We start from the raw sequence: 24523 nt of genomic DNA, 5'->3' as shown, positions 1-24523 counted from the left end.
CACCCCAATGTAGAAGAGGAACGCCGTATTCCGATGAAGAAAGTGTCGGCTTCGTTCTATGAGGCCGCGGAGCCGCTACAAGTTATCCGTCGCACCCCAGCCCCTCACCGACGAACAACGCGCAACCTACCGAGCGGTGATCTTGCCAATGGCAGCCTCGAGGTCAGGATGCTCGAACGTGAAGCCCGCCTCGGTGAGCGTGCCGGGGATGACCCAGCGGCTTTTGAGGATGAGTTCGGGTTCGGTTCTGAGCACCCCCATGGCGGGTTCGAGCATCCATCGCCAAGAAGGTAGTCCGAATGGCATTCCGGCCGCGCGACGCAGGATGCTCATGAGCGTGCGGTTATCCGAGGGGTTCGGGCTCGCGAGATTAACGGGCCCCGAGATGGTGTCGGTGTCGCGCAGAAAGCGGATCGCCTCCACCACATCGTCGAGGTGAATCCAGCTGAACTTCTGGCGCCCGCCGGTCTTGTGGCCTTCGGCGCGACCGCTGCCGGTTGGTGTCGGGCCGATGCGTGCAAGCCGCAGCAGCAGGTTGGTGGCCGGGCCATCACCCAGCACGATCGCCATACGGAGGGCAACGCGGCGCGTGTGCGGCAGGTCGCCCTCGAAGAGTTCGTTCTCCCAGTTGCGGGCAACATCCACCGAGAAACCCTTGCCGAGTTCGCCGTTGTCGTCGCTATTGGGGCGGTCGGTTGAGTGGCGGTAAATCGTGGCGGTTGAGGCGTTGATCCAGATGGCGGGCGGGGTGGATGCCGCAGCGATCACCTCGCGCAATACCCGAGTTGTTTCCACTCGCGAGCGCAGAATCTCGTTGCGGTTCGCGTCCGTGTAGCGGCAGTTCACGGATTTGCCGGCGAGGTTCACGACGATCGCCGAGCCGTCGATGAGCCGGGCGATAGCGGCGGGGTCGTCCCACGTGACGGCGGCGCTGCGGCCGATAAACCGCACGTCGTAGCCGTCTTCGCGAAAGGCCTTGGCGATTGCTGGCCCGACGAAACCGCTGGCCCCGGCGATTACCGCGATGGACTGTACTGCCGGTGGGGGTGCTGCTGATTGTGCCGCTACCGGTTCCGCTGCCATGACGCCCCCATCACACTGAAGTTTTCTCAGACGAGTCTATCGAGATGGTGCGGCGCAACCGTCGCGACTCTTGACCGACATTCCCACAGTGGGTATATTGCCAATATGACTGAAACTTCGTTTTGGATTCTCACCGCCCTCTCCGCTGGAGCACGCCACGGCTACGCCATCCTGAACGAAGTGGCCGAGCTCAGCAACGGCGCGATGAAGCTGCGAGTGACGACCCTCTATGCCTCGCTTGAACGACTCGAACGCCAGTCTCACGTTCGAGTTACCGGCGACGAGATCGTCGAGGGCCGCGCCCGCCGCTACTACGAAATCACGGACGATGGTCGAGCCCAGCTGGAGGCTGAAGCCAAGCGCCTCGCTCAACGCGCGGCCGTTGCCCAAGCGCGGATCTCAGCACAAGCCACCCCCGCGCGCCCCACAGCAGCGCGCCCCGCCTCCACACCAGGGGCGGCGTTCTCGCCGATCGCGAGTACGGCGGTTCCGGCGTGAGTTCGCGTCGCCGCAGCCGCTACGAACGACTACTGCGGTGGTACCCCACAGCGTGGCAGCGCGCCAATGGCCAACTGATGCTCGACACTCTCGAGCAGGCGGCGGATGCCCACGAACGCGCCTTGCCATCGATCAGCGAAGCGTGGTCGATCCGCGCTCACGGTCTCGTTGAACGCGCGACTCCCGCCACCATCGCAGTGATCGCCGGACTCGCCCTCGCCCTCAGCGCGGTCCCCATGGTGGCATTGTGGGCCGGCGGTTTCAATTCATCACCTTGGTTGCTCGCGCTCACGTTAGGCGCCCAGTACAGTGGCGCTCTTGTCGCCTCACTCGCCGCCGGCGCCCTGCTGCTGCGTACCAGCCTCATCCCGGCCGAGCATGCTCTGTGTGCGGCAACCGCCGCCGTTCCCGCCTGGACCTTCGGCGCGCTCATGGCCGCATCCTGGAGCGTGGGTTTCGACGAAGCGGATGCCGGCACAGGCATGTCATGGTTCGGCAGCGCCACCTTACTGTTCGCATGCCTCGCGTGGCTCTTCGGAATCCTCGCGCTCCTGCCCCTCACGTTGGCAGCCTTCCGTCACTTGTCACTGCATTCCGTTCGGTGGGCGCTGGGCGTAGCGCTCGGAGCCATCGGCGCTCTCGCTGTGGGCATCATGTGCTTGCTACCCGCGGGCTCAATTCTGATTTCCGCCGCGGCGCTCCTCGTAGCAGGCCGTCTCATCCCGTCGACTCCTCGCGCCCCGCGAAGGCACCCGAGCCGCCCGGAGATGCGCAGACCTCTCTCGCCACGCAACCGCCGGCAGCTTTCGGTCGCGGCTGCGGCATCCGCGATCATCGGGCTCGGCTGCGTCGCCTTCGCGCTCACCGGCAGCCTGTGGGGCATCGCCACCCTCGACGCGACAGACACCATGCGCATCGGGATCCTCGCTGGCTCGCTGGCAGCAACAATCACGGTTGCCGCGAGCGCGGTCGCGCTCTTCGCTCGCGTCGGCCCACCGGTTGCCGCGGCAGCAGCCGCCTTGACCGCCGCGCTCGTGATGGTTGCGCTCAGCTATTCGCTCCGCGATGGTGACCCCAACGGTTGGATGCTGTTAGTACTCGCCGGAATTGCGACAGGGCTTGCCGGTGGGCTTCTTGTCACACCCCTGCTGCCAGCGCGATGGTGGTTGCGAGCGCTACTCGTTGCAGGAATCGCTGCGGCAATCGCCGCGACAGTCGGCATCCTGGGAATCATCATGGCGACGTTCATTTCACCAGTCGTGGCCATCGTGCTTGCCGTGACGATGGCTCGCCGTCCACGTTCAGCCCGCGCGACGCCAAAACTCGCGCCAGCCAACGCTGGCTAGGGCAGGTCGACGCCGACTAGGACTCAGTCGATGTCGCTGCGTCCCGCACGAGCGTGCGTGCCAACTCGAGGCTCACCGAGAGGGTGTCGAGCGGAAGTTGCTGGGTGACGAGGGCGCCCTCGTGCAGCACCAAGAGTTGGGTGGCAAGCGCGGCGGGAGCCGTGCATCCAGCGGCCGTCGCTAGCTCGGTAAACACGTCGAGCAGCCACTGCTTCTGCTGCGTGGCGATGAGGTGCGCGGGATGCGCGGGGTCGGGCAGTTCGGCGAGAGCGTTGATGAAGGCGCAGCCGCGAGGGTTGCTCTGGTTCCAGGTGCGCAGGGCTTCGAGTGGGGCGAGCACTGCCTCGACCGGTGCGGTCGCAGCGGCGATAGTTTCGCGAACCAGCAACTGCCAGCGCTGTTCGCGCTCCTCGAGGTACGCGACAACGAGCTGGTCTTTTGAGCCGAACTGGTTGTAGAGGGTGCGCTTGGTCACGCCCGAGTGTTCGGCGATGAGATCGACACCGACCGCAGTGATGCCGCGACTATAAAACAGGTCTTCGGCGGCGTCCAAGATGCGGTGCCCGGCGGCCGTCATCGGTTTTGTCTGCGACATTCGACACTCCTTTACCGATCGGTGTACTGTGGTACAAATTCACCGATCAGTATACCTACGAGGAGACTTCCATGGACGTTCCCACCACCATGCGCGCCGTACAGCTTACTCAGCACGGCGGCCCCGAGGTTCTGAAGCTGACCGAGGTAGCGACACCGACGCCCGGAGCCGGCGAAGTTCTCGTGAAGGTGAGCGCCGCCGCTCTGAACAACACCGACCTGTGGACTCGCGAAGGCGAATACGGCAAGCCCGGCCCTCGCGCCGGATGGCGTGGGCCGCTCGACTTTCCGCTCATCCAGGGCGCTGACGTTGCTGGCTATGTTGCGTCAGTCGGCGACGGCGTCGACGAGAGCGTCATCGGCTCGCGCGTCGTGATCGACCCCGCCGTCTACGATGCCGACGAGCCGGATGCCAACATCACGGGGCTCATGGGCAGCGAACGTGATGGCGGGTACGCCGAGTACGTGATCGCGCCAGCCAACCGCATCCACGACGTGACGGAGTCGAAGCTCAGCGACGATCAGCTCGCCGCCCTCCCCATTTCTTACGGCACTGCCCTCGGCATGATCGAACGCGGCCGACTGCAGTCGGGCGAAACCGCGCTGGTCTCCGGAGCATCCGGCGGCGTCGGCGTCGCTCTCGTGCAGCTTGCGCGGGCTCGCGGTGCTCGCGTGATCGCGATCAGTAGTGGCTCCAAGATTCAAGCGGTTCTGGATGCCGGTGCTCACGTTGTTGTTGACCGCGCGAACAACATCATCGAACAGGTGCGCGCAGCCGCCCCCAACGGGATTGATGTTGCCCTCGATGTTGTCGCCGGAGATCTCGTTCACGACGGACTACCCCTGTTGCGCAAGGCCGGCCGCTGGGTCGTTGCTGGAGCACTCGGAGGCCACACGGTCAGCTTCGACGTGCGCGACCTCTACCTGCACAACCGACAACTCATCGGCTCCACGATGCACACGCCCGAGCACTTCGAACTGCTCATGGGAATGGCTCGGCGCTCAGACATCGTGCCTGTCGTTGCCGCGACCTTCCCGCTCGAGCAAGCAGCTCAGGCGCAAGAGGTACTCGCTCGCCGGGCGCACGTGGGCAAGATCGTGCTGCACCCGTAGCTGACTCTAAGTCTTGCGACCGCTGAGCAGCGCACTAACGACAAGCAGTAGCAGCGCACCCAGCGCTATCCCGCCCATCGCGGCTGGTACACCGCTCGCCTGAATGAGCACTCCTGCGAGCGCACTGCCGGCGGCACCGCCAACGTTGTGACTGGTGTTCACCCACGTCATGGCTGAGTTCTGCTGGTGCTCGCCGCCCGAAGCGTGCGCGGCAACATAGGTGACGATCATCACAGGAGAGAAGAACAGTCCGGCTACGACGAGCACCAGGCTGACCGCTACCGCACCAGTGGCGACGGCAACGAGCGAGGTGGTGGCGAGGAGCACGACAGAAAGAACAACGAGCTGCCTGGCCGGCGAGCCAGGCACCGTGAGCGCACCATAGAGGAGCCCGCCGAGCGCGCTACCTCCGGCGAAGAGACCGAGCGCGATGCCCGCGGCTGCCGATCCACCATAGGTTGCTAGAGCAACTGGCACGGCAACGCTGAGTGATCCCGCGACGCTTCCCGCGATGAGAGCCGGCAAGAGAAGACCCACGAAGCGAGCATCCAGAATCAACGGTCTGAGCTGTGGCTGCTCGCGGCCGCCGGCCACCAAGTGCGCATCGCGCGACCTCATCGCCCCGACTGCAGGAGTAGCAACAAAGAGCAGGCCACCTGCGAGCACCAACACCGCGGGAATGATGAGCGCCACCCCTGGAGCGATGAACGCTAATGCCACTCCGGCAATGGCTGGGCCTACGAGGTAGAGCAGCTCTTCCACGACGGCGTCGAAACTCAAGCCCTTCTTGAGCAACTCGGGGTTCGGGGTCAACGATCCCCACGCCACCCGCATCGTCGGCCCAATCGGTGGGGCAACAACCCCCGCGACCGCCGCGAGAATCACGAGCTGCAGTCCCGGCCCGCCAAGCAGTGACGTGGCGGCGAGCACACCGAGCGTGGCGCTGAAAAGCACCACCAAAATGGTAAGCACTCGACGAGCACCGAAGCGATCGATTAGTGACGCACGAACGGGCGCGAGCACGCTTGCCGTCGCTCCGTACAGCGCAAGGGCAGTGCCGGCGAGCGCAACAGAACCAGTCGCCTCCACCACCGCATAAAACAGTGGAAGCAAAACCAACGCGTACGCAGAACGACCGATCAGGGCGGCACCAAAAGTGAGCAGCACCTGAGGCAGGGAAAGCGCGTCGCGGTAGCGAGTAGTCACAGGCTGGGGCATCCGTTTAATCGCATGACGCCCTAAGAAGCGTCGTGCCACTCGTCAGTAAACTCTTCGACCGTCTTCTGCTCAAGATCGCGGCGCACCACTCGAAGCAACTGGTCTGCCTCGTCAACGGAATCGACAGCTGTGCGAATGACCTCTGCGCCCGTGTCGCGGCGCACCACTACGAGATCGGCACCTGGCCCTCTCGGACTGGTATCTCCCATCAGCAGACTTCCGACGAGGTCGGCCGCGAACCGGACAGCATGACGCACGGGATGGTCGCGGCGCTTCTCGATGCGAACCTCGAGGTATTCAGCCGCGCGATCCTGCTCCGACATGCTGCGCTCCTTGGGTGCTCAGTGAAACTGAATAACTGAGCCTAGATCATTTCACGCACAGCACAGCACAGTCCCAAATGGGCAAGCGAGGCGAAGAACGCGGCTGCGCACTGCCATCGTGACTCTATGTTTTAGGAAACGTAGCCGGTCGGCCTACCGTCAAGTAGATTCCGGGTAAATCGCGAAATGTCATCGTGGAGTCCCTCGTAGGCATTCGCAACAGGGTTCTCTGCGCGAACAAAATCCTCGACACTTTCGAGCGTTGCCGTGACGATCGCGCGCGCTGAACGCACTTTCCACGTCTCAGCTTCCGCGACGAGGTCGTCGATAGTGATCGCACTGTGCGCGTACTTTCGATTCACCGCCAACGCCATCTTGCCGTCGCTGTCGAGGTGGGTTTGCGGCACCACATCGTAGGCCGGAGTGATTCTCGTGGTTCCGTCGTGCAGGTGGAGCATGCTGATGTTCTTGCCGTGCATGTCGAGGTTTCCCACTGCTTGTGAGACCGTGAGGAGTCTCAGCAGTTGTTCGACAGACTCCCGATCGCCGTCGCGACCTAGAACTTCCGCTATTCGTTTGAGTGTTACTTTGCCGCCGAATTCTTGGTACTTCTCGTTCTTCGATGCGCCGAGCGCCTGGTTCATATCTTCTTGGTGGATGCGCCCCTGCGGTGCGTTCGGCGAGCGATCGTAGCGCTCGATCACGAGCCCCTGGATGCCATCGAAGTCCTCGATCTGCGCCTCAAGCGACGTCAGGCCCGCGGCCTTCGCTGCTCGATAGCCATACTCCTCGTCGAATGTGATGGTGGGATAACGGGATGACGGTGGCTTGATGATGTGGGTAGATGGATACCCCTCCAACGCCTGAAACCATTGTCCCTCGCTACGTGCGAGAACAATCTTGTCTTGAACGCCAGCCAACGAAGTTCGGCCCGATTGGGGGCGATTTCCGAGCGGAGCCGCTTGGGTGTTGGTGAGCATCCGGCCAATTTCGGCCGAGCTAACCGCCGCACGGGCGGGCGTGCGGGGCTCCCCCGGAGCCTCCGGGTCGTAGATCTGCACCGCGCCGGCTACGTCTCTTCCGAATCTGGCGAGCAGCGGAATAACGTCATCGGCAGAGACCCTGATTTCCGCGGCCAAGTTTTCGAGAGCCCGGCCCTCAGGAAGGATCTCCGCAAAGAAATTGCGGCGGCGTGCTGCACGGCTGCGGTTCGCTACCAGGTCGAGCGGCACCGACTCTGAGAGGATCGTGCTCCCCAGCCCCCACGTGGCGATGGCCTCTGGGGTCGCGATGAAGTCGAAAGTGCGACGGTCACTACCGACGAGGTATCCGACTAGTTCACCGTAGAGCTCAACGCGCAGGTCAGCCATTGCTGGCACCCCCAGTGTTTTCCGCTGATCCTGCGTGCGGCTCCTCGACTTCCAGGTACATCCGGATGCCCGTCTCTCTCATGATCTCGAAAATGCGTTCGAGCACGATCTGCTTCTTTCCCGATTCCAAGGCCCAAATGTACTTCTGATCGGCGTCAAGTCGCTCGGCGAGTTCGCGCTGAGAGAGACCGCTGACCAATCGGCCCTGTTGCAGCATCCGGCCGAGCGCCTCCGCACTCTTCACTTCTCCTCGCGCTGCCATGACTAGCCTCCTTTGACGGTCTTATTACCTTCAGCGTATCCGACGGTCTTATTGCCGTCAACACGCTTGACGGCAATAAGACCGTCAAGGGGTGCGACGGCAATATTGCCGTCGGTGATTCCGTCGGCGGCTCGTAGCATCCGGCGCTGCAGCCCAAACAACTCCTCCTCGCTTAGGCTGATCTCAGCGGTCTCAGCGACCGAACGCTGGCAAGAGGATTCCGCGCATGACCACCACCCCTGAGTACGTTCCCACCATCGTGTTGTCGAAAGCTTCGGCAGGTGGTGCTCACGAGAAGCCCGAGCTGACTGCGCTGATTCATGGGCTCGAAGCATCCATGAAATCAGCGATCGAGGCCACCGGTGCGCGCGTAATTAGCGTCGACGGCTTTACTGAAGCAGACGTGGATGCTGCGCTCAGCCAGGCAGACGGCGTCGTGCTGCTCGGCGGTGGCGATGTTGACCCCGACGAGTACGGGGCGACCGAGCGTCATCCGAAGCTCTACAACATCGACCGCACCACCGATCGCGTCGACATTGAGCTCGTGAACCAGGCCACCGAACGTCGCCTGCCGCTGCTCGCCATCTGCCGCGGGATGCACATCGTGAACGTCGCGCGCGGGGGCACGCTGATTCAGCACCTCGAGCCGAGCGCCGTTGTTCACAGCGGCGGCGGAGTCGACGCGATGGTCGACCACGACGTGACGATCGACCCCGCTTCGCAACTTTCTGAACTGTATGGCGATGGCACGATGACGATTCGTTCCGGTCATCACCAAGCGGTGGATGTCGTGGGCGCCGGGCTCACCGCCACCGGCCGCGCGGCGGACGGCGTGGTCGAAGCGGTGGAAAGCACCGACCCGACCTCTCCCTTGATCGCCGTGCAGTGGCATCCCGAAGACAGCGTGGCGCGCGAACGCGACCGCGAACTGCTCTTCGGTTGGCTCACCACGCAGGCCCGCGAGTTTCATGCACGTCAAAGCGAAGTAGCCGCTTAGCTCAAGCCCAGCAACAGACGTCGCCGACAAAACTGAAGCATCCTTGCGAATGGATGCTCGAGTTGAGACGCTAGACAAATGCCCAAACTAGCCCTCACCGCTCTGACAGCGTGTGCCGCACTCGTTCTCACCGGGTGCGTTGCCGCGCCCGATGTCACCCCCACGCCCACCAACGAGTTGCTGGCTGAACTACCGGACTGGGCGGGTGGCTCTTTCGAGAAAGGCTTCACCGACTACGTGCTCGTCAGCGCGGGCGTCACAGAGCTGGGTGAGAAGCTCGTCTATTCGGCACAAACCGATGAGGGAGAGCAGTGCATCATCGCGCTCGCTCCTCCGCCGCGCGATGACGCCGATAGCGACGCGTTCTCGCTTGCAGTCTGCAGCCCCGCTGAGCAATTTGCTGAAGATGGCATTGTCGGCGGTTTCGGCAGCATCAACAGCGCCAGCGTGCACTTGATGCCGCCGGATTACACAAAACCGCTCAAACCCGGCTGGACGCGCGTGAACGCAGAACTTGCAATTAAGTTCTAGCCAAACGGAACTAGCCAACCGGAGCTAGCGAACAGCGACTAGCGAACCGCCATTGCGGCGCGAACGCCCTCGTTGACGATTTCGCCATTGGCGACGTTGAGTCCGCGAGCAAGCGCCGGCGATGCGGCAGCGGCAGCATCCCAACCGTGGTTCGCGATGGCGACAACGAACGGCAGCGTGGCATTGCTCAGTGCGCGGGTCGAGGTGCGCGGAACGGCGCCGGGCATGTTGGCAACACAGTAGTAGAGCGAGTTGTGAACCGTGAAGGTTGGATCGTCGTAGGTCGTCGCGTGGGAGCCTTCGAAGCATCCGCCCTGGTCGATCGCAATGTCAACGAGCACAGAACCGGGCTTCATGGAGGCAACCATTTCGTCGGTGACGAGCTTGGGGGCTGCTGCACCGGGAATCAGCACCGAACCGATGACGAGGTCGGCTTCGAGAAGTTGCTCGGCGATTTCGTATCGCGTCGAAACGCGGGTCTGAATCTGGCCGTTGAAGCGCTCTTCGAGAACCCGAAGGCGCGGAAGCGAGATGTCGATGATCGTAACAGCTGCACCCAAACCGAGCGCGTTAGCCGCAGCGTGCTCGCCAGCAACACCGCCACCAATCACGACAACCTTGGCCTTGGGGGTTCCGGCGACTCCACCAAGAAGCTGACCACTGCCGCCCTCAGCCTTGAGCAGAGCGTGCGCGCCAGCAACGATAGAGAGTCGACCGGCGACCTCACTCATCGGGGCCAGAAGTGGGAGCGAACGGTCATCGCCCTGAACGGTCTCATAGGCGACCGCAGTCGTCCCCGAGGTCACGAGGGCTTCGGTCAGCGCGCGGTCCGCCGCGAGGTGCAAGTAGGTGAAGAGAACGAGGTCTTCACGAAAGTAGCCGTACTCCGAAGCGATCGGCTCTTTGACCTTCACAACGAGATCGGCGGATGCCCACACCTCGGCTGCATCGGCAACAATCTGTGCGCCCGCTGCCGCGTAGAGCTCATCGGTGAAGCCACTACCGAGGCCAGCGCCGGCTTGAATGATGACGGTGTGCCCGCCAGCCGCCAAGGTATCAACGCCCGCAGGCGTGATGGCGACACGATTCTCGTTGTTCTTGATTTCAGCAGGCACGGAAATGCGCATCGACTTACCTTTCGCAGCGGGGTGGAGTTGCTCAACCCTGTCAGAAATTCTGCCTTTCGTGGAAAAGTCAGAATTTTGATCGGCGTTTTTTCGAAAGTCATGTGGATTCGTGCGAAAATGGCACCTCAGCGACATTTCAACCGAAGGATCTTCGCATGGCCGACGAGCTTGATCCGATCGATACGAAGATCCTCGCGCTTCTCTCGCGGGATGCCCGGATCAGCAACGCGGCTGTCGCCAGCACCGTGGGTATCGCAGCATCCACTGCCCACACTCGCATCAAGTCGCTCTTCGACCGCGGCCTCATCACGGGATTCCACGCTGCGCTGAACCACGAGAAGCTCGGCCGGGGCCTTCAAGCCATCATCGGAGTCTCCCTGCGCCCGGGCGCGCGCCAAGAGAGCATCCAAGCCTTTACCGAAGAAATCCGTCGACTGCCCGAAGTGATTCAGCTGTTCTTCGTGGGCGGCGGCGATGACTTTCTCGTGCACATCGCGGTCGAGAACTCGTCAAAGGTACGGCTCTTTGTCGTTGATCACTTGTCGGCCCGCCACAGCGTTGCCTCCACGAACACGAGCATGATCTTTGAGTACCACCGCAACGCGGTTGCAACGGATTTCTCCTAGCCCTAGCCAGCAATCTCTTGAATTCGACGCCTCGTGCTGGCAGTCTGATCGAAGGCGGAAAACACATCCTTCCCCACCCCCTTGGAGCAGCACCGTGACCACGATTCCTGACGCGAACAATCACACGAGTGCGGTTCGGTCCGCGAACAACACCGCCGGTCGCACCTCGCTGATCAGCGGCATTGTCGCCATCATCCTCGGCACTGTGTTCTTCGTGGCGCAAACGAATCTCACTTTCACCGCCGGCTACGAACTAATGAACGCATGGGGACTAGCCAGCAACGTCGTTCTCGTTATCGTCAGCCTCACCGGCCTCGGTTTCGGAATCGCCGGCGCCGTGCAGCGCAGCAAACCACAGCTGGCCGCCGGGATTGGCATCGGCATCGCAGCCGTCATGCTCACCGATGTACTTGTGTCAACTGTGGTGTTTGCCGTCGTCGCGGCAATCTTTTAGCGCGGAACGGCGCGCGCGAAGCGCTGTGGGCGCACCACAATCTGCATCTGCGGCTTTCCCCTAAAACTGGTCGAAGCGTGGGTTCGTGAGCGGCCAATCGCGTTCGATCCATGCCGGCACGAACGTATCGAGTGCGGCTTCGAGCTCGGTGCCGACGTACTCGTCCCGCACCCACCAGGAAACGTCGGCATCCGCTGTCTCGTCGTCGCTGGGGTCGATATAAACACAGCCGATGAGTTCCGTCTCGTTCTCGTCAAAGAGCGCGAAGTTAAACGACTCGTGGGTCTGCATCTCGTCGGCATGCCGCTGCAGATCGGCGCGATCCTGCTCGGCCGTCATCGTCGCCGGCGGCCAGCCCCAGGCCTCGCCATAGATCGACCACAGCCGTTCCCGCGACCCCATCACGGCATCCATATCGAGTTCGGTATCGGAGGCACGGATCGGGCGGAGGTGGTGGCCAGTCGGCAGGGAGACGTGGGTCGGATGCTGCCAGCCCGCGGGCAACCACGGCTCGGACGTCGTGACCGATTCAGGACCACTGCCCCACGCGGCGAGCGCCGTCACGACGCTTCCCACGAGAGCGCTGAAGCTGCGTTCGCGGTCGACGGGCAACTCAAAGGCTCCGCCCGTTTCGAGCGACACGAAGCCGTGGAGTGCTGAGCGGAGAAAACGAGTGGCATCCACTGCGTCATCGTCGCGCAGGCTGTAACCCGCAAGCACCGCGAAGATCACCGCAACGCTCGCGGCTGACACCGCTTCGTCATCCGCGTCATCGGGCATTGGTGCACGCACCGTCAGCGGATACTGCCCCGGATGCCGCAGCGCCCACTCGCGGTACGCCACCGCAATACCGCGAATGGCATCGTCGCGCGAGCGCCCCACCGCGGCCTGCTCCATCGCCGCCGTGAGCTCTGCCTTGGCGGCGAGCATGATGCCACGCCGCAGCCCTTGCACGCCATCGACGTGCTTATAGAGGGAGGGAATTTTCACGCCAAAGCTGGTCGCCACGGCTGCCAGATTGAGGCTTTCGGAGCCGTGCTCGTCGAGGAGCTGTGCGGCTCGTTCGATGACGGCGGCGGTGCTGAGCCCGGCTCTAGGCACGGTGTCCTTCTGCGCCGCGTCCCGAACCGCGGTGTCCCGAAGCGCTGAGGAAGTCGAGAATCGCGGTAGCCGTCTGTTCAGGCTGTTGCGACTGCGGGTAGTGCCCGGCATCCTCGATCATCACGGTTGCGCCGCCGAGGGTTGCGCTGATCCAGCCAGCCTCCGCCTTGGGATCAGGAAAATCGGGATCGTTATCGCCCATAACCACCAGCGTAGGGGTCGTGATGGCAGCCAGACTCTCCTCCGCTTTTACGTGATCGGTGCGCGTCGTGAGACTGAAGGCACGCGCGTAACCGGGGCGTTTCATCGCCGCGATCACGGCATCCTGATACTCCGCGAAGTCGCTGGGCTTGGCACCCGCGTAAAGCTTCGGGAGGTACGCCTCCCAAACCCCGGCAGCCCAGGGGCGCGCCATCAGGATGCGCATGACGAGCTTCATGAGCGGATTCGCGGATGCTGGCTCCCGCACGAAGGGGCCAACCAGCACAAGACCGGCGACGAGTTCGGGCATTTCTGCCGCGGCGATAACCGCAGCGCCAGCACCCATGGAGTTGCCGACAACGACAGCCGGGGCATCCAACTGCCGTAGCAGCGCAGCGATGTCGGATGCCGTTGCCTCATCACCATAGGAAGGGAAGCTCGCGTCACTGTCGCCATGGCCGCGGAGTTCGGTCGAGACGACGCGGTAGCCTGCGGCCGCGAGCGCGGGAGCGAGAAAGCGGTACGTCGAGCGGAGGTCGCCCATTCCGGGCACTAGAAGGATAAGGGGGCCGCTGCCGCGCTCATCGAAGGCGACGTTGCCACCGGGCACCGCGAGGTGCTGAGTGACTGCGCCGGCTGAATCTCGATTTGTCATGTGGCTAACTTAGTTAGCTATGTGGCTAGAGTCAATAGCTTGCTACGACTATGCGCGCACGAAAGCAGCGCCCCTCTCCCTTCGGCCTATCCGGCCGTGAGAATCGTCCAGGTATGTCCACCGTCGAACGACTCGACAAGACCGCGCTCATCGATCAGAGCGATGCGGTCGCCCTCGGCCCCGACGGTGAGCGCGAACGCGGTCCCCTGCACCGAGCCTCGGGCAGACCATCCCTCGTCCTCAGACGAACGCACCCAGACGGCGCCCTCAACATCCACTCCCACGAGCATTCCGGGTGCATTTGCTGCGGCCGCAAGCAAATACAGCAGCGGTGCATCCGCAGTCAGAGCGAACGACTGCCCGGAATTCTCGCTCACCGCCAGACCGTCGGGCGTAGTGGCATATAGTCTCTCAGCGCTGCTCGGGTCGGCGACGAGTGAATAGGCTTCGATGCTCGCACCGGCGCTCCAGGTCACCCCGCCATCTGTGCTCGCCGACAGCGGCGCGCCGTCGGATGACAATCCGTACAGCTGGGTGGGGTCATTCTGGTTGACAGTGAGCGAGTGGAAATCTGTGGCCCCGGCTAGCGAGACGCTCGCCCATGACTCCCCCGCATCCGCACTCGAGAGCAGCCCTAGGTTCGGCCCCTCAAAGGTGCTGGAGCTAGAACTCGGATGCCCTGAAACGAAATACTGATCGCCCGCCGCCGCAAAGCCCATCGCATCAAACGGCTCTCCGCCAAGAGGGCCGCTCAACTCGCCGGCAGCATCCACGCGGTAAATACCCGAATGGCTCGCGACAAGTACGTTGTCGTTCGAGTCGATTCCTAAGCCATGCACGTGCTCGAAAACGTTTAGCGCTGACGGCGCAGTGTCGGCACCGGCGATCGGCGCTGGAGAAGCGCACCCGGCCAAGGCAATCGCGACAATGGATGCGCTGGCCGCGAGGGGGATGGCATTCTTCTTGATTCTGTTCTTCACTGTGTTCCTTCTCATTCGTACTCAAATCGGCGGCACCCCGAAAGGAGCCGTAAAGATCTCGGCTAAGCCGACATCCCGCCGATTAGGTGCGATTGATAGAAAGCGCGTGAAGCGAAGGTGCGGGAGCGCCCAGGATGGCGCCGGTGTTCAGCGGGTGAGAGGCCGGATGCGGACCCGCAAGTGCACACTGCGAGCGCAATGACGCCGGGGCGACGACGCCCGTCAAAGCCGCAATCGGCGTGCACTCCGCCATCGACATCGACGAATCGGAGTCGCTGGGGCAGGGGCAATGCTCGACGCTCGAGGGTTCCGAGTCGTGCGATGCTGCGGCGGATTGGGCGATAGTGTGGCCGGTCATGGCCGGAGCCGCATCCGCTGCGACCGAGTGCATGGCGACAAGCGCCACTATCGCCAGCAGCGCCGCGATCACCAGAAGGGCAGCACGAAGCGATTGAACAACGTTCGTCGCCTGCTGCGTCACGGTCACCCTCCCTGCCTTACGTCCCACTGATCGTAATCGACGGCGCACTCTCGCTAGCTGGGCGATAGCCGATAACGAAGACGGGCTGCGCTTCTCAGCGCCGAGCTTCTGAACCGAGATGATAGGTCAGCGCCTGCCGCACGCACTCACGCAACTCATCGACCGGGATTCTGTCGCCAACATTGAAGAGCACCGCGCGGTCGCCCTCATACGCGAAGGTATCGCCGAACTGGGCCCGAAAGTCGCTGACCAGGTTGGTGCTGCAGATAAAGAACATCGCATAGTCGTGTGCCGATTTCGCGTTCGTCGGCGCGATGCGAATCGTGCTGCCGCTGCGCGTCTCCTTTGTGAGGTACGCCGGCTCGCCCCACTTCAGGGTTTCGGTGATCGCGCCAACACCGTCAGCCTCGGATGCCGTGGCCAGGATCAGCTCACGAAGCATGAGCAGTTCGGCGCGAATCGGTTCCGGATAGTCGTCGAAAGTTGCCGTTACCTCCGCCGGCATGGCCGTGCTGCTGGCGGCCCTGCTGCTGGCGGCCGCGCTGCCGTGGGCCGCCCCAGCACCGGCACTCGCATCCGTACTCGTGTTCGTCTTCGCCGACTCACTCATGCTTCGACGCTACCGCTTCTCTTGGCGGCGCACCATCTCCGCAATCCACAACGGCGCATAGGGAGAAGTGCACCCTCGCGGGGTGGGATAGTCCTTCAGCACCTCGAGCCGTTCGCCAATCTCGAGCGCTCGCTCGCGCAGGTCGGCATGCTCGATTCCGATGTAGGCGAGGGTGTTGTTCATCTCCCACTGCAGTCGATCCGGCGCATCCTTCATCTCGGCATCAACAACGTCGAGCAGGCTGGGGAGATCGAGCCCGTCAGCCTTCTTGCGCACTCGCTCGGCGGTGAGCGCCCAGCCAGCGCTGCGCACTCCGGCATCCGGGTCATCCGTCCACGCCACCCGCAACTCTTCGAAGTGGGGGCTCTTCTTGACGACATAGTTGATCAACCAGTCGCGCACCTTCGATGCCCTCGCCTGGCGCACCATGGCATCCAGTTCGTCGCGGGTGAATTCTTTGGGCTTGCAGATCAGCAGCGCCACCAGTTGCGCGGGGGTGTCATCCGTTTCCCATAATTCAACGGCGAGCGGATGCTGCGTCTTGAGCCGTTTGGCGATCGCCCGCAGCTTGCTCAGGTTCACTCCGTGGTCGTCGCCGTGACGTTCGTTGATGGCGCGAGCTTGGGGATCCTCGAGCGCCGCCAATTCAGCCATGACCTCAGCGGCTGCAATGGTTTTCATGCCCCGACGCTACTCCCCCTGCGCCTGCCGTGCGCGAGCACAGAGCACGGTCAGATCGAGGCCAGAAAACTCCATCAAAGATTTAGTTGCTTAAGGTAAGCAATATGATTAGTCTCGCTAAGTGCTTAAGGAGATGAGACATGATTGACGAGACGGATGCCGCACGGCTACTTACCGGCATGGTCACGATCAGCCGCACCTTCCGCAAGGCCGGCCAACGCAGTCGCGAACGCAGTCTCGCCGGCACGAAGTACGGATTCTTGCGGTGCCTGATCGACTCTGATGCTCGACTCGGTGAACTCGCCACCCAGCTCGTTGTCTCAGCCCCCGTCGCTTCCCGCGCTGTCGAGGCGCTCGAAGCAGAAGAGCTCGTCGAACGCCGCCCTGACCCGAGCGATGCACGCGCGATCCTCATCTCCATCACCGAGCAGGGGCGCACGGCGGTGGCCGAAGGCAACAGCCACATCATCCGTAATTTTGCTACTGCTCTCGACGACTGGACTCCCCAAGAAGCCGAGCGGGCCATCAGCCTGCTCAGCGCGCTCAACGAGCGTTTGGCTGACGTGCTTGAGCCCTCCGAAACTCCGGCTGACGCTGAAACCAGCGCCATGCCCGACTCCGCTAGACCGACCGACACACTCACCACTCACGACGAAGACGAGAACAACGAATGACAGCACCCGCACGCGCCGCAGCGCCATCCCCCGATCAGCCGGGCGCTCCCGTGACCTACACCCACCGCGAAATCCTGCAGGTGATGACCGGCCTCCTCGCCGCTCTCTTCACTGCCATGATCTCCACCACGATCGTCTCTACTGCACTGCCGACCATCATCGCCGAGCTCGACGGAACCCAGCGTCAGTACACCTGGGTCATCACCTCCAGCCTGCTAGCCATGACGATCACCACCCCGATCTGGGGAAAGCTGTCTGACCTTTACAACAAGAAGATGCTGACCCAGCTCTCCATCGTCTTCTTCCTCGTCGGATCGATTGCCGCCGGATTCGCTGGCTCTATCGGCGTGCTGATGATCGCTCGCGCACTCCAAGGCATCGCGATGGGTGGCCTCACCGCGCTCGTGCAGTCGATCATGGGCTCGATCATCGCGCCACGCGAGCGCGGCCGCTACGCCGGCTACATGGGTGCCGTCATGGCCGTCGCCACTGTCTCCGGACCACTCCTGGGCGGCATCATTACCGACTCGCTCGGATGGCGCTGGTGCTTCTTCGTCAGCCTGCCGCTGGCCATTATCGCCCTCATTGTGCTGCAGATGAAGCTTCACCTGCCCACCAACCCGCACGCCAAGACCCGGCTTGACTACCTCGGAGCCGTTCTGGTCTCCATCACCGCAGCTCTCCCGATGCTCTGGGTCACCTTCGCGGGCAACGACTACGACTGGATCTCGTGGCAGTCGGGCGTCTTCCTCGCCGCCTTCCTCGTCGTCGGCTTCTTCGCCGTTGTCGTTGAACTGCGCGCGCCCACCCCGATGATTCCGTTGCGCCTACTCGGCAACTCGACCACCATCTGGATGATCGTCGCCAGCGTCGGCATCGGTGTCGGAATGTTCGGCTCGGGCATCTTCTTGACTCAGTACTTCCAGCTCGGCACGGGAGCCACTCCCACGCAGGCCGGCCTGATGACGATCCCAATGATCATTTCGCAACTGCTCTCAGCAACCATCGGTGGGCTCATCGTCAGCCGCATCGGTCGCTGGAAGCCCGTCATGCTGGTGGGCAGCATCCTGCTCTTCGCCGGCCTCACAGGCCTCGGCACGATCACCCACGACACCGCCTACTGGACAGTCGTGATCTACATGGTGCTCATGGGCGTCGGTATCGGCGCACTCGTGCAGAACGTCGTGCTTGCGGTTCAGAACACCGTCGACGTGAAGGATGTCGGATCTGCCTCGGCTGCAATCGCGTTCTTCCGCTCGCTCGGCGGCGCCGTTGGCGTCACCGTGTTGGGTGCGGTGCTCACCAACCACGTGAGCACCAACATCGTGGACGACCTCGCCGAAATCGGGGTCGACCCCAGCGCACTTTCGAACAGCTCGGGAGAAACCAGCCTCAACATCACCGACCTCCCCGAGGTCATTCAGACAGCATTCCACCACGCCTACGCGGACGCGTTTGGTTCCATCTTCATGATCGCCGCCCTCGTCAGCGCTACCGCCGTGATCGCGATTGCCGTGGCCCGCGGCTCGGTGCTTCGCACCACGATCGGCATGGCTCCGCCCGCCGGAGTGACGGTTACTGAGGCCAGCGCCGAGACCCCCGCTGCCGACGCAGCGACGGACAGCGACCCAGCCGGTGATGCATCCGGTGAGACAGCCGCAGGTTCGCCTGAACAAACGGATCGCCCCAGCACGGACTAATTGGCGCTGGCTCGCCTATGAAACTGGCCCGACGAACACTTCGCCATCACGGCGCGTGTGCGTCGGGCCAGTTCCGTTTAAGACGTTAGCGCTAGGCGTGCGCGCTACGGATGCGCGCTAGGCGTGCGCGCTACGGATGCGCGCTAGGCGTGCGCGCTACGCGAGCTCGCGGATGGCAGCGACGAACTCGTCGATGTCGGCGGCTTGGTGCGCGAACGACACCACGATGCGCACGACACCGGGCTCCCAACGGTTGGCGTAGAAACCGAAGCCGCGATCGTGGAGGGCTTCAGTAAGTTCGTCAGAGAAGACAGCGAAGAGGATGTTGCTGCCGGGCTCGCTCGTGACAGTGACGCCCGCGACATCCGCGATTCCCGCGCGAAGGCGCGCGGCCATCGCATTGGCTTGGCGCGCGTTGTCGAGCCAGAGGTCATCGGTCAAATACGCGTCGAGCTGGGCGGCCTGGAACCGCATCTTGGAGGTGAGCTGGCCGCCGCGCTTGTGACGGAACGACAGTTCAGTCGCCAGAGTCGGGTCAAAGCAGACAATGGCATCCGCCGTCAGCGCGCCATTCTTGGTCGCCCCGAACGAGAGCATGTCGACGCCAAGCTTCCACGTCATCTCGGCGGGGCTCACATCGAGGGCGACGAGAGCGTTTGCAAAGCGAGCGCCATCCATGTGGATGCGCAGTCCAGCCTCGCGCGCAATGTCTGTCAGTACGCGCAATTCGTCGATCGTGTACACGCTGCCCGTCTCGGTGACCTGCGTGATGCTGAGCACGGAGGCCTGAACGCTGTGCACGTCGCCGCGACCAGCTTTCACAGCGACCCGCAACTCGTCGGGGTCTATCTTGGAGTGCTCGCCTCCGAGCAACACAATCTTTGAGCCATCGGTAAAGAACTCGGGAGCACCGGCCTCGTCGTTCTGGATGTGGCTGTCGGCGTGCGCGAGAATGCTGCCCCACGGCCGCGTGAGCGAAGCAAGGCCGATTCCGTTAGCCGCTGATCCGGTGCCGACCGCAAATACCTCAAGGTCGCACTCGAACGCTGCCGCCATCTTGGCGCGCATCTGAGCCGTGAGCGCATCGTTTCCATAAGGCGCAGCAGGGCCCGCGGATGCCGCGACAACGGCATCCAGAATCTGCGGCGAAGCGCCGGCAGCATTGTCGCTCAGGTAGCCACGCAGGATGGAATCGGTCGGAGTCATGGCGGCTTTCTGAAACGAGAAATAAGGAATGCCAATCGGATGCGACTCGGGCCTTGAGCCTCAAGCGCTACTAGACCGAGCCGCCACCGCAGAAAGCGAATCAGTCGAGTGTTCGGCAACGATCAGCACTGCTCCGAGCCACTCTTAGTCGATGATATCTCCCGGCGGGTAGTGCCGGATAGCCGCCTCGTCTCGCGGTCGACTTCGTGCAGCTTTATTGCGCCGAACGCAATGACACGACGCCCCTTTGAGGGCTATGGTGCGCCGCTCACGCACGGTACCCTTAAAACATGAGCATTTTTGCAGCAGTGAGCAATGGTGGACCCGACGGATCGGCAGCAGTCGCGATCATCTTCATGATGATCTTCTGGTTCGCCTACATCGGATTTTTCGTCGTGCTGGGCCTCACCTCAGCTATCGTCTCCGTGCTCGCGCTCGTGTCGATCTATCGCAATCGCGCCACCCTGCGGGGTATCGAGCTCGCCGCGTGGGTAGCAATATCGCTTGTCATTACGATCGCGGGCCCGCTCTGCTGGTTCCTCATCGGACGCCGCAAGATGCTGGATGATGTACGCGCAGAAGAGCAACCGACGCCCGCTTGAGCCGCAAATGTTACGAACAAAGAAATTGCTCGAATGAAGGCTCGACAGACGCGCTTGCGAGGAGTTGAATCTTAGTTAGCAAAACCCGAACAGCAACGGGATGCACCACTGAAGTGTCTGAGGTCTTCAATAGTGTGAACTCGAAGGAGTAAAAAACTATGACGATTGCCGCGCCCCGGCCGACCGAAAGTTCGACAGACCGAGCACGCCCCACCGTCGTGTGGACGACCATCCAGACGGGTCTCTGGGTTGGCAATGCCGCCGGAGAATTTGCTGGAATGATCGAGCGAAGTGCTTCCGGTGAATTCTTCATCACCGATCACCTCGCTAGGCCATTAGGCACCTGCGCCACGCTCGATGAGGCTCAAGCCCGCCACGCCCGGCAGTTCCGGCCCGCAAGCACAGAAGCGCGCGGGTAGAACCAGCCCGCTGCCTTCACCGCACCCTCGGCCGCATAGTCGCTGCGTGGCAGCCGTGAACTGTGCGGAGCTATTGATATTCGAACCTGCGCATGTGATTATATTCGTGTGAGCGCAGATATTTCTGACTGGTCAGACCCCAGCGACGACTATGTTTCAGTCGCTGTCGAAATCTTCTCCCTGCTCGCCGATGCCACCCGCTTTCGTATCGTTCTCTCCCTTCGCGAAGGCGAACTAGCCGTCGGCGAGATCGCGGAACGTGTCTCCAAGCCGCAGGCCACGGTGTCTCAACACCTCGCGAAACTGCGCATGAGCCGAGTCGTCACCACGCGCCACGAAGGCGCCCGTGTCTATTACCGACTCAGCAACGAGCACGCGCTCGAACTCATCCGCGTTGCCGTGTTCCAAGCGGAGCATGCTGTCGATGGCACCGTGCGTCACAGCCATCACGCGCCCGACGTTGCTGCCACCAACGCCCAACCCAGCAGAGCACACTGATGGGTGCCGGGCACGACCACGGCGCGGGCACCAGCAACCGCACTCGGCTACTGATCGCGTTCATCATCACCGTTGGCGTTGTCATCGCCCAGGCCATCGGGGCGATCGTCACCGGCAGCCTTGCGCTGCTCGTCGACACCGCCCACATGCTCACCGACTCTGCCGGCCTGCTCATGGCTCTGCTCGCTGCTGGTCTCATGCAGCGCCCCGCTACCAGCAAACACTCGTGGGGTCTCAAGCGCACCGAAGTATTGAGTGCCATGGCGCAATCGAGCCTGCTCTTCGCCGTCGGAATCTACGCCCTCGTTGAAGGCGTGCGCCGCCTCTTCGACCCACCAGAGATTCAGCCAACCGGCTTGCTGATCTTCGGAATCATCGGTCTCCTCGCCAACCTCGCCGCCATGGTCGTGCTGACCGGCGGCCGCAACTCCAACCTCAACATGAAAGCCGCGTTCCTCGAAGTCGTCAACGACGCGCTCGGTTCCGTCGGCGTCATCATCAGCGCAATCGTGATCGCCCTCTTCGGCTGGTATCAGGCGGATGCCGTGGTCGGCATCCTGATCGCCCTGCTGATCGTGCCCCGCACCATCATCCTGCTGAAAGCCAGCCTCGGAGTGCTGCTGGAATCCACCCCGAAGGGTATCGACCCCGAAGCGGTGCGCGCCCACATCATGGCCATGGAACACGTCACTGCCGTGCACGACCTGCACATCACGCGCATCTCGTCTGACCTGCCCGTGCTCACCGCACACGTCATTGTTGGCGACGCGTGCTTCCGCGACGGTCACGCCGCCGAGATGCTGCCCGCGCTGCAAAAATGCGTCGCCGAACACTTTGAACTGAGCATCGAACACTCAACGTTCCAGATCGAGCCCGAAAGTAACATCGACGAAGAGCACGTGCACCACCACTAGCCAGCCTGGGTGAAGTCGAATGTGGCTAGGCGGCCCCGTCAGTCACAATCTTCGCGATGAGATCTGCCTGCGCAAGAGAGCGCCGGCGAACCGTGGGCAAGTGCCTCTGCAGCGATGCAGCCACCTCGGTGCGCGCTTCTGAGAGTTCTTCGAAACGCTTCACGAGCGCCCCCAGCTCGGCTTCGCTGTGCGGCATCGCCCATTCCTCGGCGTCAAACATCTCGAGTACTTCTTGATACTTATGGCTCCACCCAATGACGAGGGTGGGCACCGCCATGGCCAGAGCCGACACCATGGCGTGAAAGCGACTGGCGACGAAGAGATCGCATTCACCGATAATGAATCGCAGCTGCTGTGACGGCAGCTCCTTGTCGATGAAGAGCAGGTTCTTATGCGCACCTACGCGTTCAGAGATTTCGCGGCAGAGAGGCAAGTCGTTGTTGTGGGTCTTTGTGGAGCCATCCCGAGCACTGTGCGGAAGAAGCACGACCTTGCGACCCGACTGGAGAAGGTGCGTGACGAAGTCAGCCGTCTGACCGATGTAGTCACCATCCCGAGCATCGACCTTCTTCTGCAAGACGACACTCGGCGACAAGCCAACAACCGTGCCGGCCTCGAAGAACGACAGATCGAATTGCTTCGCCACCTCGTCATGCTCGGTGCCATCGAGTTCCAACGAGAAGGCATAGTCGGCACCCGCGACGAGGTTCTTCAGCCCTAGGCCCTCAGCGAACTCGTGCGTCTTAGCACCACGGGTCACGATGGTGTGCACCTTGGGCAAGAAGAAGCGTGCGGCTCGGCGGTTCACCGGATTCGTGAAAGGCCCAATTGCTTGAGCGCACTTAAAGACAGGAGTTTTCACGAACATCGCCGGAAGAATGGATGCCACGTTGTAGAGAAGAAACTTCTCCCGGCCATCGGTGAACGTAATGCCGCCCTGGTCGAGAAGAACCTGCGATTTGGCCAAGGCCCCGATCGCCTTCGAGCGTTGGCGCAGCAGTGGGCGAAGCGGCGGGAGGATGCGGTAGAGCAATGCCAGCGAGTTGATAGTGACGCCGAGCTGGCGAGGCTGAGCCGCCACAATCTCGAGGTTGTCGTAAGAGTTCTGCGCGCGATCTTCCTCGGGGTACATGCTGAGAAGCGTGAAGCTAACGCCAGGAACGCGCGGGCTCAACGTTTGAATCGCGCTTTCCAGCATCGCTGAAGCGCCCTTATTGCCCGCTAACGCGGAACCAATGATGGTGATGTGGGGAGCGGTCATTCGTGCGACTGGCCCTTCAGTTTCGTTGCGGTGTAGCCCGGACCAAACTCAATTCGTTTGGTTCGCTCCATCGAGTCTTCGAGCAGGATGCGGTTGATCCGCATAAGGTCAGCGAGCAGTCCGAGCGCGAAGCTCAGCAGCCCGCCGACGAGAAGTGCCGCGCCCAAAATAAGCGACTGAATGTGATCGCCTGCCGTGCCCGACAGCCACAGGATCAAGTAGCGAACGAACGGAACGAGTGACGCGATTGTCAGCCCCGTGCCGAGCGGCAAGAAGAACGCCAGCGGGCGGAACATGAGATAGCTGCGGATGATCGCCCGAGCGGACTCCCCCACGTGCTGCCACATCGACGAGAACAAGCGCGACTCGCGAGTCTTGGCATTCGTCTCGATCGGAACGCTGGCCAGACGCATGCGCTTGTGACCGGCCTGAATGATCGTTTCCATGCAATAGCTGAACTCAGTCACAACGTTGAGGCGCAACAGCGACTCACGCGAGTAGGCGCGAAAACCGCTCGCGGCATCCGGAACATCTGTGCCTGCAGCCATGTTTACCACGCGGCTACCGAATCGCTGGAGCAAGCGCTTGAACGGCGAGAAGTGCGCGATGGTCGCCGTTTGACGGTCACCGATGGCAATGTCTGCAGAGCCATTCATCAACGGGGCGATGAGGTCGGGGATGCGGTTCTGAGGGTACTGATTGTCGCCATCGGTGTTGACGACAATGTCAGCACCCTGCGCGAGGGCATAGCTCACGCCGTCAGAGAAGGAACGGGCGAGCCCACGGTTACCCGGATGGCGCACGAAGTGAGTGACGCCGTGCGCTTTCGCGACCTCGATGGTGCGGTCGGTCGAGCCGTCGTCGATAACAAGAATGTGCAGTTCGTCGACGCCCGCAATTTCGCGCGGAATCGACTCCAACACCGAAGGAAGAGTCGTCTCCTCATTCAGGCACGGGATCTGAACAAAAACCTTCACGAAAAAATCAGCTCCAGAAGT

30 protein-coding genes are annotated in these 24523 nt (G+C 62.4%); 13 read left to right on the top strand and 17 right to left on the bottom strand.

Going from position 1 to position 24523, the window contains the following annotated elements; genetic code table 11:
* Positions 1-126 precede the first annotated feature (126 nt).
* Positions 127-1083 (bottom strand): TIGR01777 family oxidoreductase, encoded by a 957-nt coding sequence (locus I6E56_RS11130; RefSeq protein ID WP_197138598.1) that lies wholly within the window; start codon positions 1081-1083, stop codon positions 127-129.
* A 105-nt stretch (positions 1084-1188) separates the two neighbouring features.
* On the opposite strand from I6E56_RS11130, the gene I6E56_RS11125 reads away from it, so the two are divergent.
* Positions 1189-1581 (top strand): PadR family transcriptional regulator, encoded by a 393-nt coding sequence (locus I6E56_RS11125; protein WP_197138597.1) that lies wholly within the window; start codon positions 1189-1191, stop codon positions 1579-1581.
* On the top strand, positions 1578-2927 hold the full coding sequence (locus I6E56_RS11120; protein ID WP_197138596.1) for a hypothetical protein: 1350 nt from the start codon (positions 1578-1580) through the stop codon (positions 2925-2927). Before I6E56_RS11125 ends, I6E56_RS11120 begins: the two co-directional genes overlap by 4 nt.
* A gap of 16 nt (positions 2928-2943) precedes the next feature.
* Here the strand turns inward: I6E56_RS11120 and I6E56_RS11115 are convergent, their stop codons facing one another.
* Complete coding sequence (locus I6E56_RS11115) at positions 2944-3522, bottom strand: TetR/AcrR family transcriptional regulator (RefSeq protein ID WP_197138595.1); 579 nt, start codon at positions 3520-3522, stop codon at positions 2944-2946.
* Positions 3523-3593: 71 nt separating this feature from the next.
* Here I6E56_RS11115 and I6E56_RS11110 point away from each other — a divergent pair, with 71 nt between their 5' ends.
* Positions 3594-4634: a zinc-binding dehydrogenase gene (locus I6E56_RS11110; protein WP_197138594.1), complete on the top strand. Its 1041-nt coding sequence runs from the start codon at positions 3594-3596 to the stop codon at positions 4632-4634.
* 6 nt (positions 4635-4640) lie between these two features.
* Here the strand turns inward: I6E56_RS11110 and I6E56_RS11105 are convergent, their stop codons facing one another.
* The 5 genes from I6E56_RS11105 to I6E56_RS11085 form a co-directional block, all read right to left on the bottom strand.
* Complete coding sequence (locus I6E56_RS11105) at positions 4641-5852, bottom strand: MFS transporter (RefSeq protein ID WP_197138593.1); 1212 nt, start codon at positions 5850-5852, stop codon at positions 4641-4643.
* 20 nt (positions 5853-5872) lie between these two features.
* Entirely contained in the window at positions 5873-6175 is a 303-nt protein-coding gene (locus I6E56_RS11100) for a hypothetical protein (RefSeq protein ID WP_197138592.1), read from the bottom strand.
* 131 nt (positions 6176-6306) lie between these two features.
* Positions 6307-7545, bottom strand: a complete 1239-nt coding sequence (locus I6E56_RS11095) for a type II toxin-antitoxin system HipA family toxin (protein WP_197138591.1) — start codon at positions 7543-7545, stop codon at positions 6307-6309.
* Positions 7538-7807: a helix-turn-helix domain-containing protein gene (locus I6E56_RS11090; RefSeq protein WP_197138590.1), complete on the bottom strand. Its 270-nt coding sequence runs from the start codon at positions 7805-7807 to the stop codon at positions 7538-7540. The genes I6E56_RS11095 and I6E56_RS11090 overlap by 8 nt, the downstream gene beginning before the upstream one ends.
* A gap of 2 nt (positions 7808-7809) precedes the next feature.
* A complete protein-coding gene (locus I6E56_RS11085) occupies positions 7810-7947 on the bottom strand; it encodes a hypothetical protein (protein ID WP_197138589.1) in 138 nt (45 codons plus the stop codon).
* A gap of 86 nt (positions 7948-8033) precedes the next feature.
* On the opposite strand from I6E56_RS11085, the gene I6E56_RS11080 reads away from it, so the two are divergent.
* Positions 8034-8804 carry a gamma-glutamyl-gamma-aminobutyrate hydrolase family protein gene (locus I6E56_RS11080; protein WP_197138588.1) on the top strand — a complete coding sequence of 257 codons (771 nt, stop codon included), beginning with the start codon at positions 8034-8036 and terminating at the stop codon, positions 8802-8804.
* A 78-nt stretch (positions 8805-8882) separates the two neighbouring features.
* Positions 8883-9335 carry a hypothetical protein gene (locus I6E56_RS11075; RefSeq protein ID WP_197138587.1) on the top strand — a complete coding sequence of 151 codons (453 nt, stop codon included), beginning with the start codon at positions 8883-8885 and terminating at the stop codon, positions 9333-9335.
* A gap of 38 nt (positions 9336-9373) precedes the next feature.
* Here the strand turns inward: I6E56_RS11075 and ald are convergent, their stop codons facing one another.
* Positions 9374-10462 carry an alanine dehydrogenase gene (ald, locus tag I6E56_RS11070; RefSeq protein ID WP_197138586.1) on the bottom strand — a complete coding sequence of 363 codons (1089 nt, stop codon included), beginning with the start codon at positions 10460-10462 and terminating at the stop codon, positions 9374-9376.
* Positions 10463-10617: 155 nt separating this feature from the next.
* On the opposite strand from ald, the gene I6E56_RS11065 reads away from it, so the two are divergent.
* Together I6E56_RS11065 and I6E56_RS11060 are read left to right on the top strand one after the other, a co-directional pair.
* The gene (locus I6E56_RS11065) at positions 10618-11088 is read left to right on the top strand and encodes an Lrp/AsnC family transcriptional regulator (RefSeq protein WP_197138583.1); all 471 of its coding nucleotides are present in this window, start codon (positions 10618-10620) and stop codon (positions 11086-11088) included.
* A 94-nt stretch (positions 11089-11182) separates the two neighbouring features.
* Positions 11183-11542 carry a hypothetical protein gene (locus I6E56_RS11060; protein ID WP_197138581.1) on the top strand — a complete coding sequence of 120 codons (360 nt, stop codon included), beginning with the start codon at positions 11183-11185 and terminating at the stop codon, positions 11540-11542.
* Positions 11543-11602: 60 nt separating this feature from the next.
* On the opposite strand, the gene I6E56_RS11055 is transcribed toward I6E56_RS11060, so the two are convergent.
* The 6 genes from I6E56_RS11055 to I6E56_RS11030 form a co-directional block, all read right to left on the bottom strand.
* Positions 11603-12643: a GNAT family N-acetyltransferase gene (locus I6E56_RS11055; RefSeq protein WP_197138579.1), complete on the bottom strand. Its 1041-nt coding sequence runs from the start codon at positions 12641-12643 to the stop codon at positions 11603-11605.
* Positions 12636-13499, bottom strand: a complete 864-nt coding sequence (locus I6E56_RS11050; protein ID WP_197138578.1) for an alpha/beta fold hydrolase — start codon at positions 13497-13499, stop codon at positions 12636-12638. Before I6E56_RS11050 ends, I6E56_RS11055 begins: the two co-directional genes overlap by 8 nt.
* Positions 13500-13585: 86 nt before the next feature.
* Entirely contained in the window at positions 13586-14479 is an 894-nt protein-coding gene (locus I6E56_RS11045) for a F510_1955 family glycosylhydrolase (protein WP_307842838.1), read from the bottom strand.
* A gap of 82 nt (positions 14480-14561) precedes the next feature.
* Positions 14562-14960, bottom strand: coding sequence for a hypothetical protein (locus tag I6E56_RS11040; protein WP_307842837.1), 399 nt, complete (start codon positions 14958-14960; stop codon positions 14562-14564).
* A 94-nt stretch (positions 14961-15054) separates the two neighbouring features.
* Positions 15055-15570 carry a DUF1801 domain-containing protein gene (locus tag I6E56_RS11035; protein WP_197138568.1) on the bottom strand — a complete coding sequence of 172 codons (516 nt, stop codon included), beginning with the start codon at positions 15568-15570 and terminating at the stop codon, positions 15055-15057.
* A gap of 9 nt (positions 15571-15579) precedes the next feature.
* On the bottom strand, positions 15580-16251 hold the full coding sequence (locus I6E56_RS11030; protein WP_197138566.1) for a DNA alkylation repair protein: 672 nt from the start codon (positions 16249-16251) through the stop codon (positions 15580-15582).
* 140 nt (positions 16252-16391) lie between these two features.
* On the opposite strand from I6E56_RS11030, the gene I6E56_RS11025 reads away from it, so the two are divergent.
* Complete coding sequence (locus I6E56_RS11025; RefSeq protein WP_197138564.1) at positions 16392-16925, top strand: MarR family winged helix-turn-helix transcriptional regulator; 534 nt, start codon at positions 16392-16394, stop codon at positions 16923-16925.
* Complete coding sequence (locus tag I6E56_RS11020) at positions 16922-18625, top strand: MDR family MFS transporter (RefSeq protein WP_231606602.1); 1704 nt, start codon at positions 16922-16924, stop codon at positions 18623-18625. The genes I6E56_RS11025 and I6E56_RS11020 overlap by 4 nt, the downstream gene beginning before the upstream one ends.
* Before the next feature lie 156 nt (positions 18626-18781).
* On the opposite strand, the gene I6E56_RS11015 is transcribed toward I6E56_RS11020, so the two are convergent.
* A complete protein-coding gene (locus I6E56_RS11015) occupies positions 18782-19831 on the bottom strand; it encodes a low specificity L-threonine aldolase (RefSeq protein WP_231606601.1) in 1050 nt (349 codons plus the stop codon).
* A 290-nt stretch (positions 19832-20121) separates the two neighbouring features.
* On the opposite strand from I6E56_RS11015, the gene I6E56_RS11010 reads away from it, so the two are divergent.
* The 4 genes from I6E56_RS11010 to I6E56_RS10995 all read left to right on the top strand — a co-directional run bounded on the left by I6E56_RS11010 (position 20122) and on the right by I6E56_RS10995 (position 22264).
* Positions 20122-20433 (top strand): PLDc N-terminal domain-containing protein, encoded by a 312-nt coding sequence (locus tag I6E56_RS11010; RefSeq protein ID WP_197138562.1) that lies wholly within the window; start codon positions 20122-20124, stop codon positions 20431-20433.
* 158 nt (positions 20434-20591) lie between these two features.
* A complete protein-coding gene (locus I6E56_RS11005; RefSeq protein WP_197138560.1) occupies positions 20592-20852 on the top strand; it encodes a hypothetical protein in 261 nt (86 codons plus the stop codon).
* Positions 20853-20960: 108 nt separating this feature from the next.
* Complete coding sequence (locus I6E56_RS11000; protein WP_197138558.1) at positions 20961-21350, top strand: metalloregulator ArsR/SmtB family transcription factor; 390 nt, start codon at positions 20961-20963, stop codon at positions 21348-21350.
* Complete coding sequence (locus I6E56_RS10995) at positions 21350-22264, top strand: cation diffusion facilitator family transporter (RefSeq protein ID WP_197138556.1); 915 nt, start codon at positions 21350-21352, stop codon at positions 22262-22264. The genes I6E56_RS11000 and I6E56_RS10995 overlap by 1 nt, the downstream gene beginning before the upstream one ends.
* A 25-nt stretch (positions 22265-22289) precedes the next feature.
* Here the strand turns inward: I6E56_RS10995 and I6E56_RS10990 are convergent, their stop codons facing one another.
* On the bottom strand, positions 22290-23525 hold the full coding sequence (locus I6E56_RS10990) for a polysaccharide pyruvyl transferase family protein (protein WP_197138554.1): 1236 nt from the start codon (positions 23523-23525) through the stop codon (positions 22290-22292).
* A complete protein-coding gene (locus I6E56_RS10985; protein WP_197138552.1) occupies positions 23522-24502 on the bottom strand; it encodes a glycosyltransferase family 2 protein in 981 nt (326 codons plus the stop codon). The genes I6E56_RS10990 and I6E56_RS10985 overlap by 4 nt, the downstream gene beginning before the upstream one ends.
* Positions 24503-24523 lie beyond the last annotated feature (21 nt).

Source organism: Salinibacterium sp. NK8237, assembly GCF_015864955.1.
Lineage (GTDB): Bacteria > Actinomycetota > Actinomycetes > Actinomycetales > Microbacteriaceae > Rhodoglobus.
The sequence above is the reverse complement of the archived record's forward strand: the minus strand, read 5'-3'. Positions and strand labels throughout refer to the sequence as shown.

Excerpts from the sequence above, each read along its gene's own strand:
- I6E56_RS11130 (WP_197138598.1), bottom strand. The coding sequence starts at position 1,083 with ATGGCAGCGGAACCGGTAGCGGCACAATCAGCAGCACCCCCACCGGCA.
- I6E56_RS11125 (WP_197138597.1), top strand. The coding sequence starts at position 1,189 with ATGACTGAAACTTCGTTTTGGATTCTCACCGCCCTCTCCGCTGGAGCA.
- I6E56_RS11115 (WP_197138595.1), bottom strand. The coding sequence starts at position 3,522 with ATGTCGCAGACAAAACCGATGACGGCCGCCGGGCACCGCATCTTGGAC.
- I6E56_RS11110 (WP_197138594.1), top strand. The coding sequence starts at position 3,594 with ATGGACGTTCCCACCACCATGCGCGCCGTACAGCTTACTCAGCACGGC.
- I6E56_RS11105 (WP_197138593.1), bottom strand. The coding sequence starts at position 5,852 with ATGCCCCAGCCTGTGACTACTCGCTACCGCGACGCGCTTTCCCTGCCT.
- I6E56_RS11100 (WP_197138592.1), bottom strand. The coding sequence starts at position 6,175 with ATGTCGGAGCAGGATCGCGCGGCTGAATACCTCGAGGTTCGCATCGAG.
- I6E56_RS11095 (WP_197138591.1), bottom strand. The coding sequence starts at position 7,545 with ATGGCTGACCTGCGCGTTGAGCTCTACGGTGAACTAGTCGGATACCTC.
- I6E56_RS11090 (WP_197138590.1), bottom strand. The coding sequence starts at position 7,807 with ATGGCAGCGCGAGGAGAAGTGAAGAGTGCGGAGGCGCTCGGCCGGATG.
- I6E56_RS11085 (WP_197138589.1), bottom strand. The coding sequence starts at position 7,947 with ATGCTACGAGCCGCCGACGGAATCACCGACGGCAATATTGCCGTCGCA.
- I6E56_RS11080 (WP_197138588.1), top strand. The coding sequence starts at position 8,034 with ATGACCACCACCCCTGAGTACGTTCCCACCATCGTGTTGTCGAAAGCT.
- I6E56_RS11075 (WP_197138587.1), top strand. The coding sequence starts at position 8,883 with ATGCCCAAACTAGCCCTCACCGCTCTGACAGCGTGTGCCGCACTCGTT.
- ald (WP_197138586.1), bottom strand. The coding sequence starts at position 10,462 with ATGCGCATTTCCGTGCCTGCTGAAATCAAGAACAACGAGAATCGTGTC.
- I6E56_RS11065 (WP_197138583.1), top strand. The coding sequence starts at position 10,618 with ATGGCCGACGAGCTTGATCCGATCGATACGAAGATCCTCGCGCTTCTC.
- I6E56_RS11050 (WP_197138578.1), bottom strand. The coding sequence starts at position 13,499 with ATGACAAATCGAGATTCAGCCGGCGCAGTCACTCAGCACCTCGCGGTG.
- I6E56_RS11035 (WP_197138568.1), bottom strand. The coding sequence starts at position 15,570 with ATGAGTGAGTCGGCGAAGACGAACACGAGTACGGATGCGAGTGCCGGT.
- I6E56_RS11030 (WP_197138566.1), bottom strand. The coding sequence starts at position 16,251 with ATGAAAACCATTGCAGCCGCTGAGGTCATGGCTGAATTGGCGGCGCTC.
- I6E56_RS11025 (WP_197138564.1), top strand. The coding sequence starts at position 16,392 with ATGATTGACGAGACGGATGCCGCACGGCTACTTACCGGCATGGTCACG.
- I6E56_RS11020 (WP_231606602.1), top strand. The coding sequence starts at position 16,922 with ATGACAGCACCCGCACGCGCCGCAGCGCCATCCCCCGATCAGCCGGGC.
- I6E56_RS11015 (WP_231606601.1), bottom strand. The coding sequence starts at position 19,831 with ATGACTCCGACCGATTCCATCCTGCGTGGCTACCTGAGCGACAATGCT.
- I6E56_RS11010 (WP_197138562.1), top strand. The coding sequence starts at position 20,122 with ATGAGCATTTTTGCAGCAGTGAGCAATGGTGGACCCGACGGATCGGCA.
- I6E56_RS11005 (WP_197138560.1), top strand. The coding sequence starts at position 20,592 with ATGACGATTGCCGCGCCCCGGCCGACCGAAAGTTCGACAGACCGAGCA.
- I6E56_RS10995 (WP_197138556.1), top strand. The coding sequence starts at position 21,350 with ATGGGTGCCGGGCACGACCACGGCGCGGGCACCAGCAACCGCACTCGG.
- I6E56_RS10990 (WP_197138554.1), bottom strand. The coding sequence starts at position 23,525 with ATGACCGCTCCCCACATCACCATCATTGGTTCCGCGTTAGCGGGCAAT.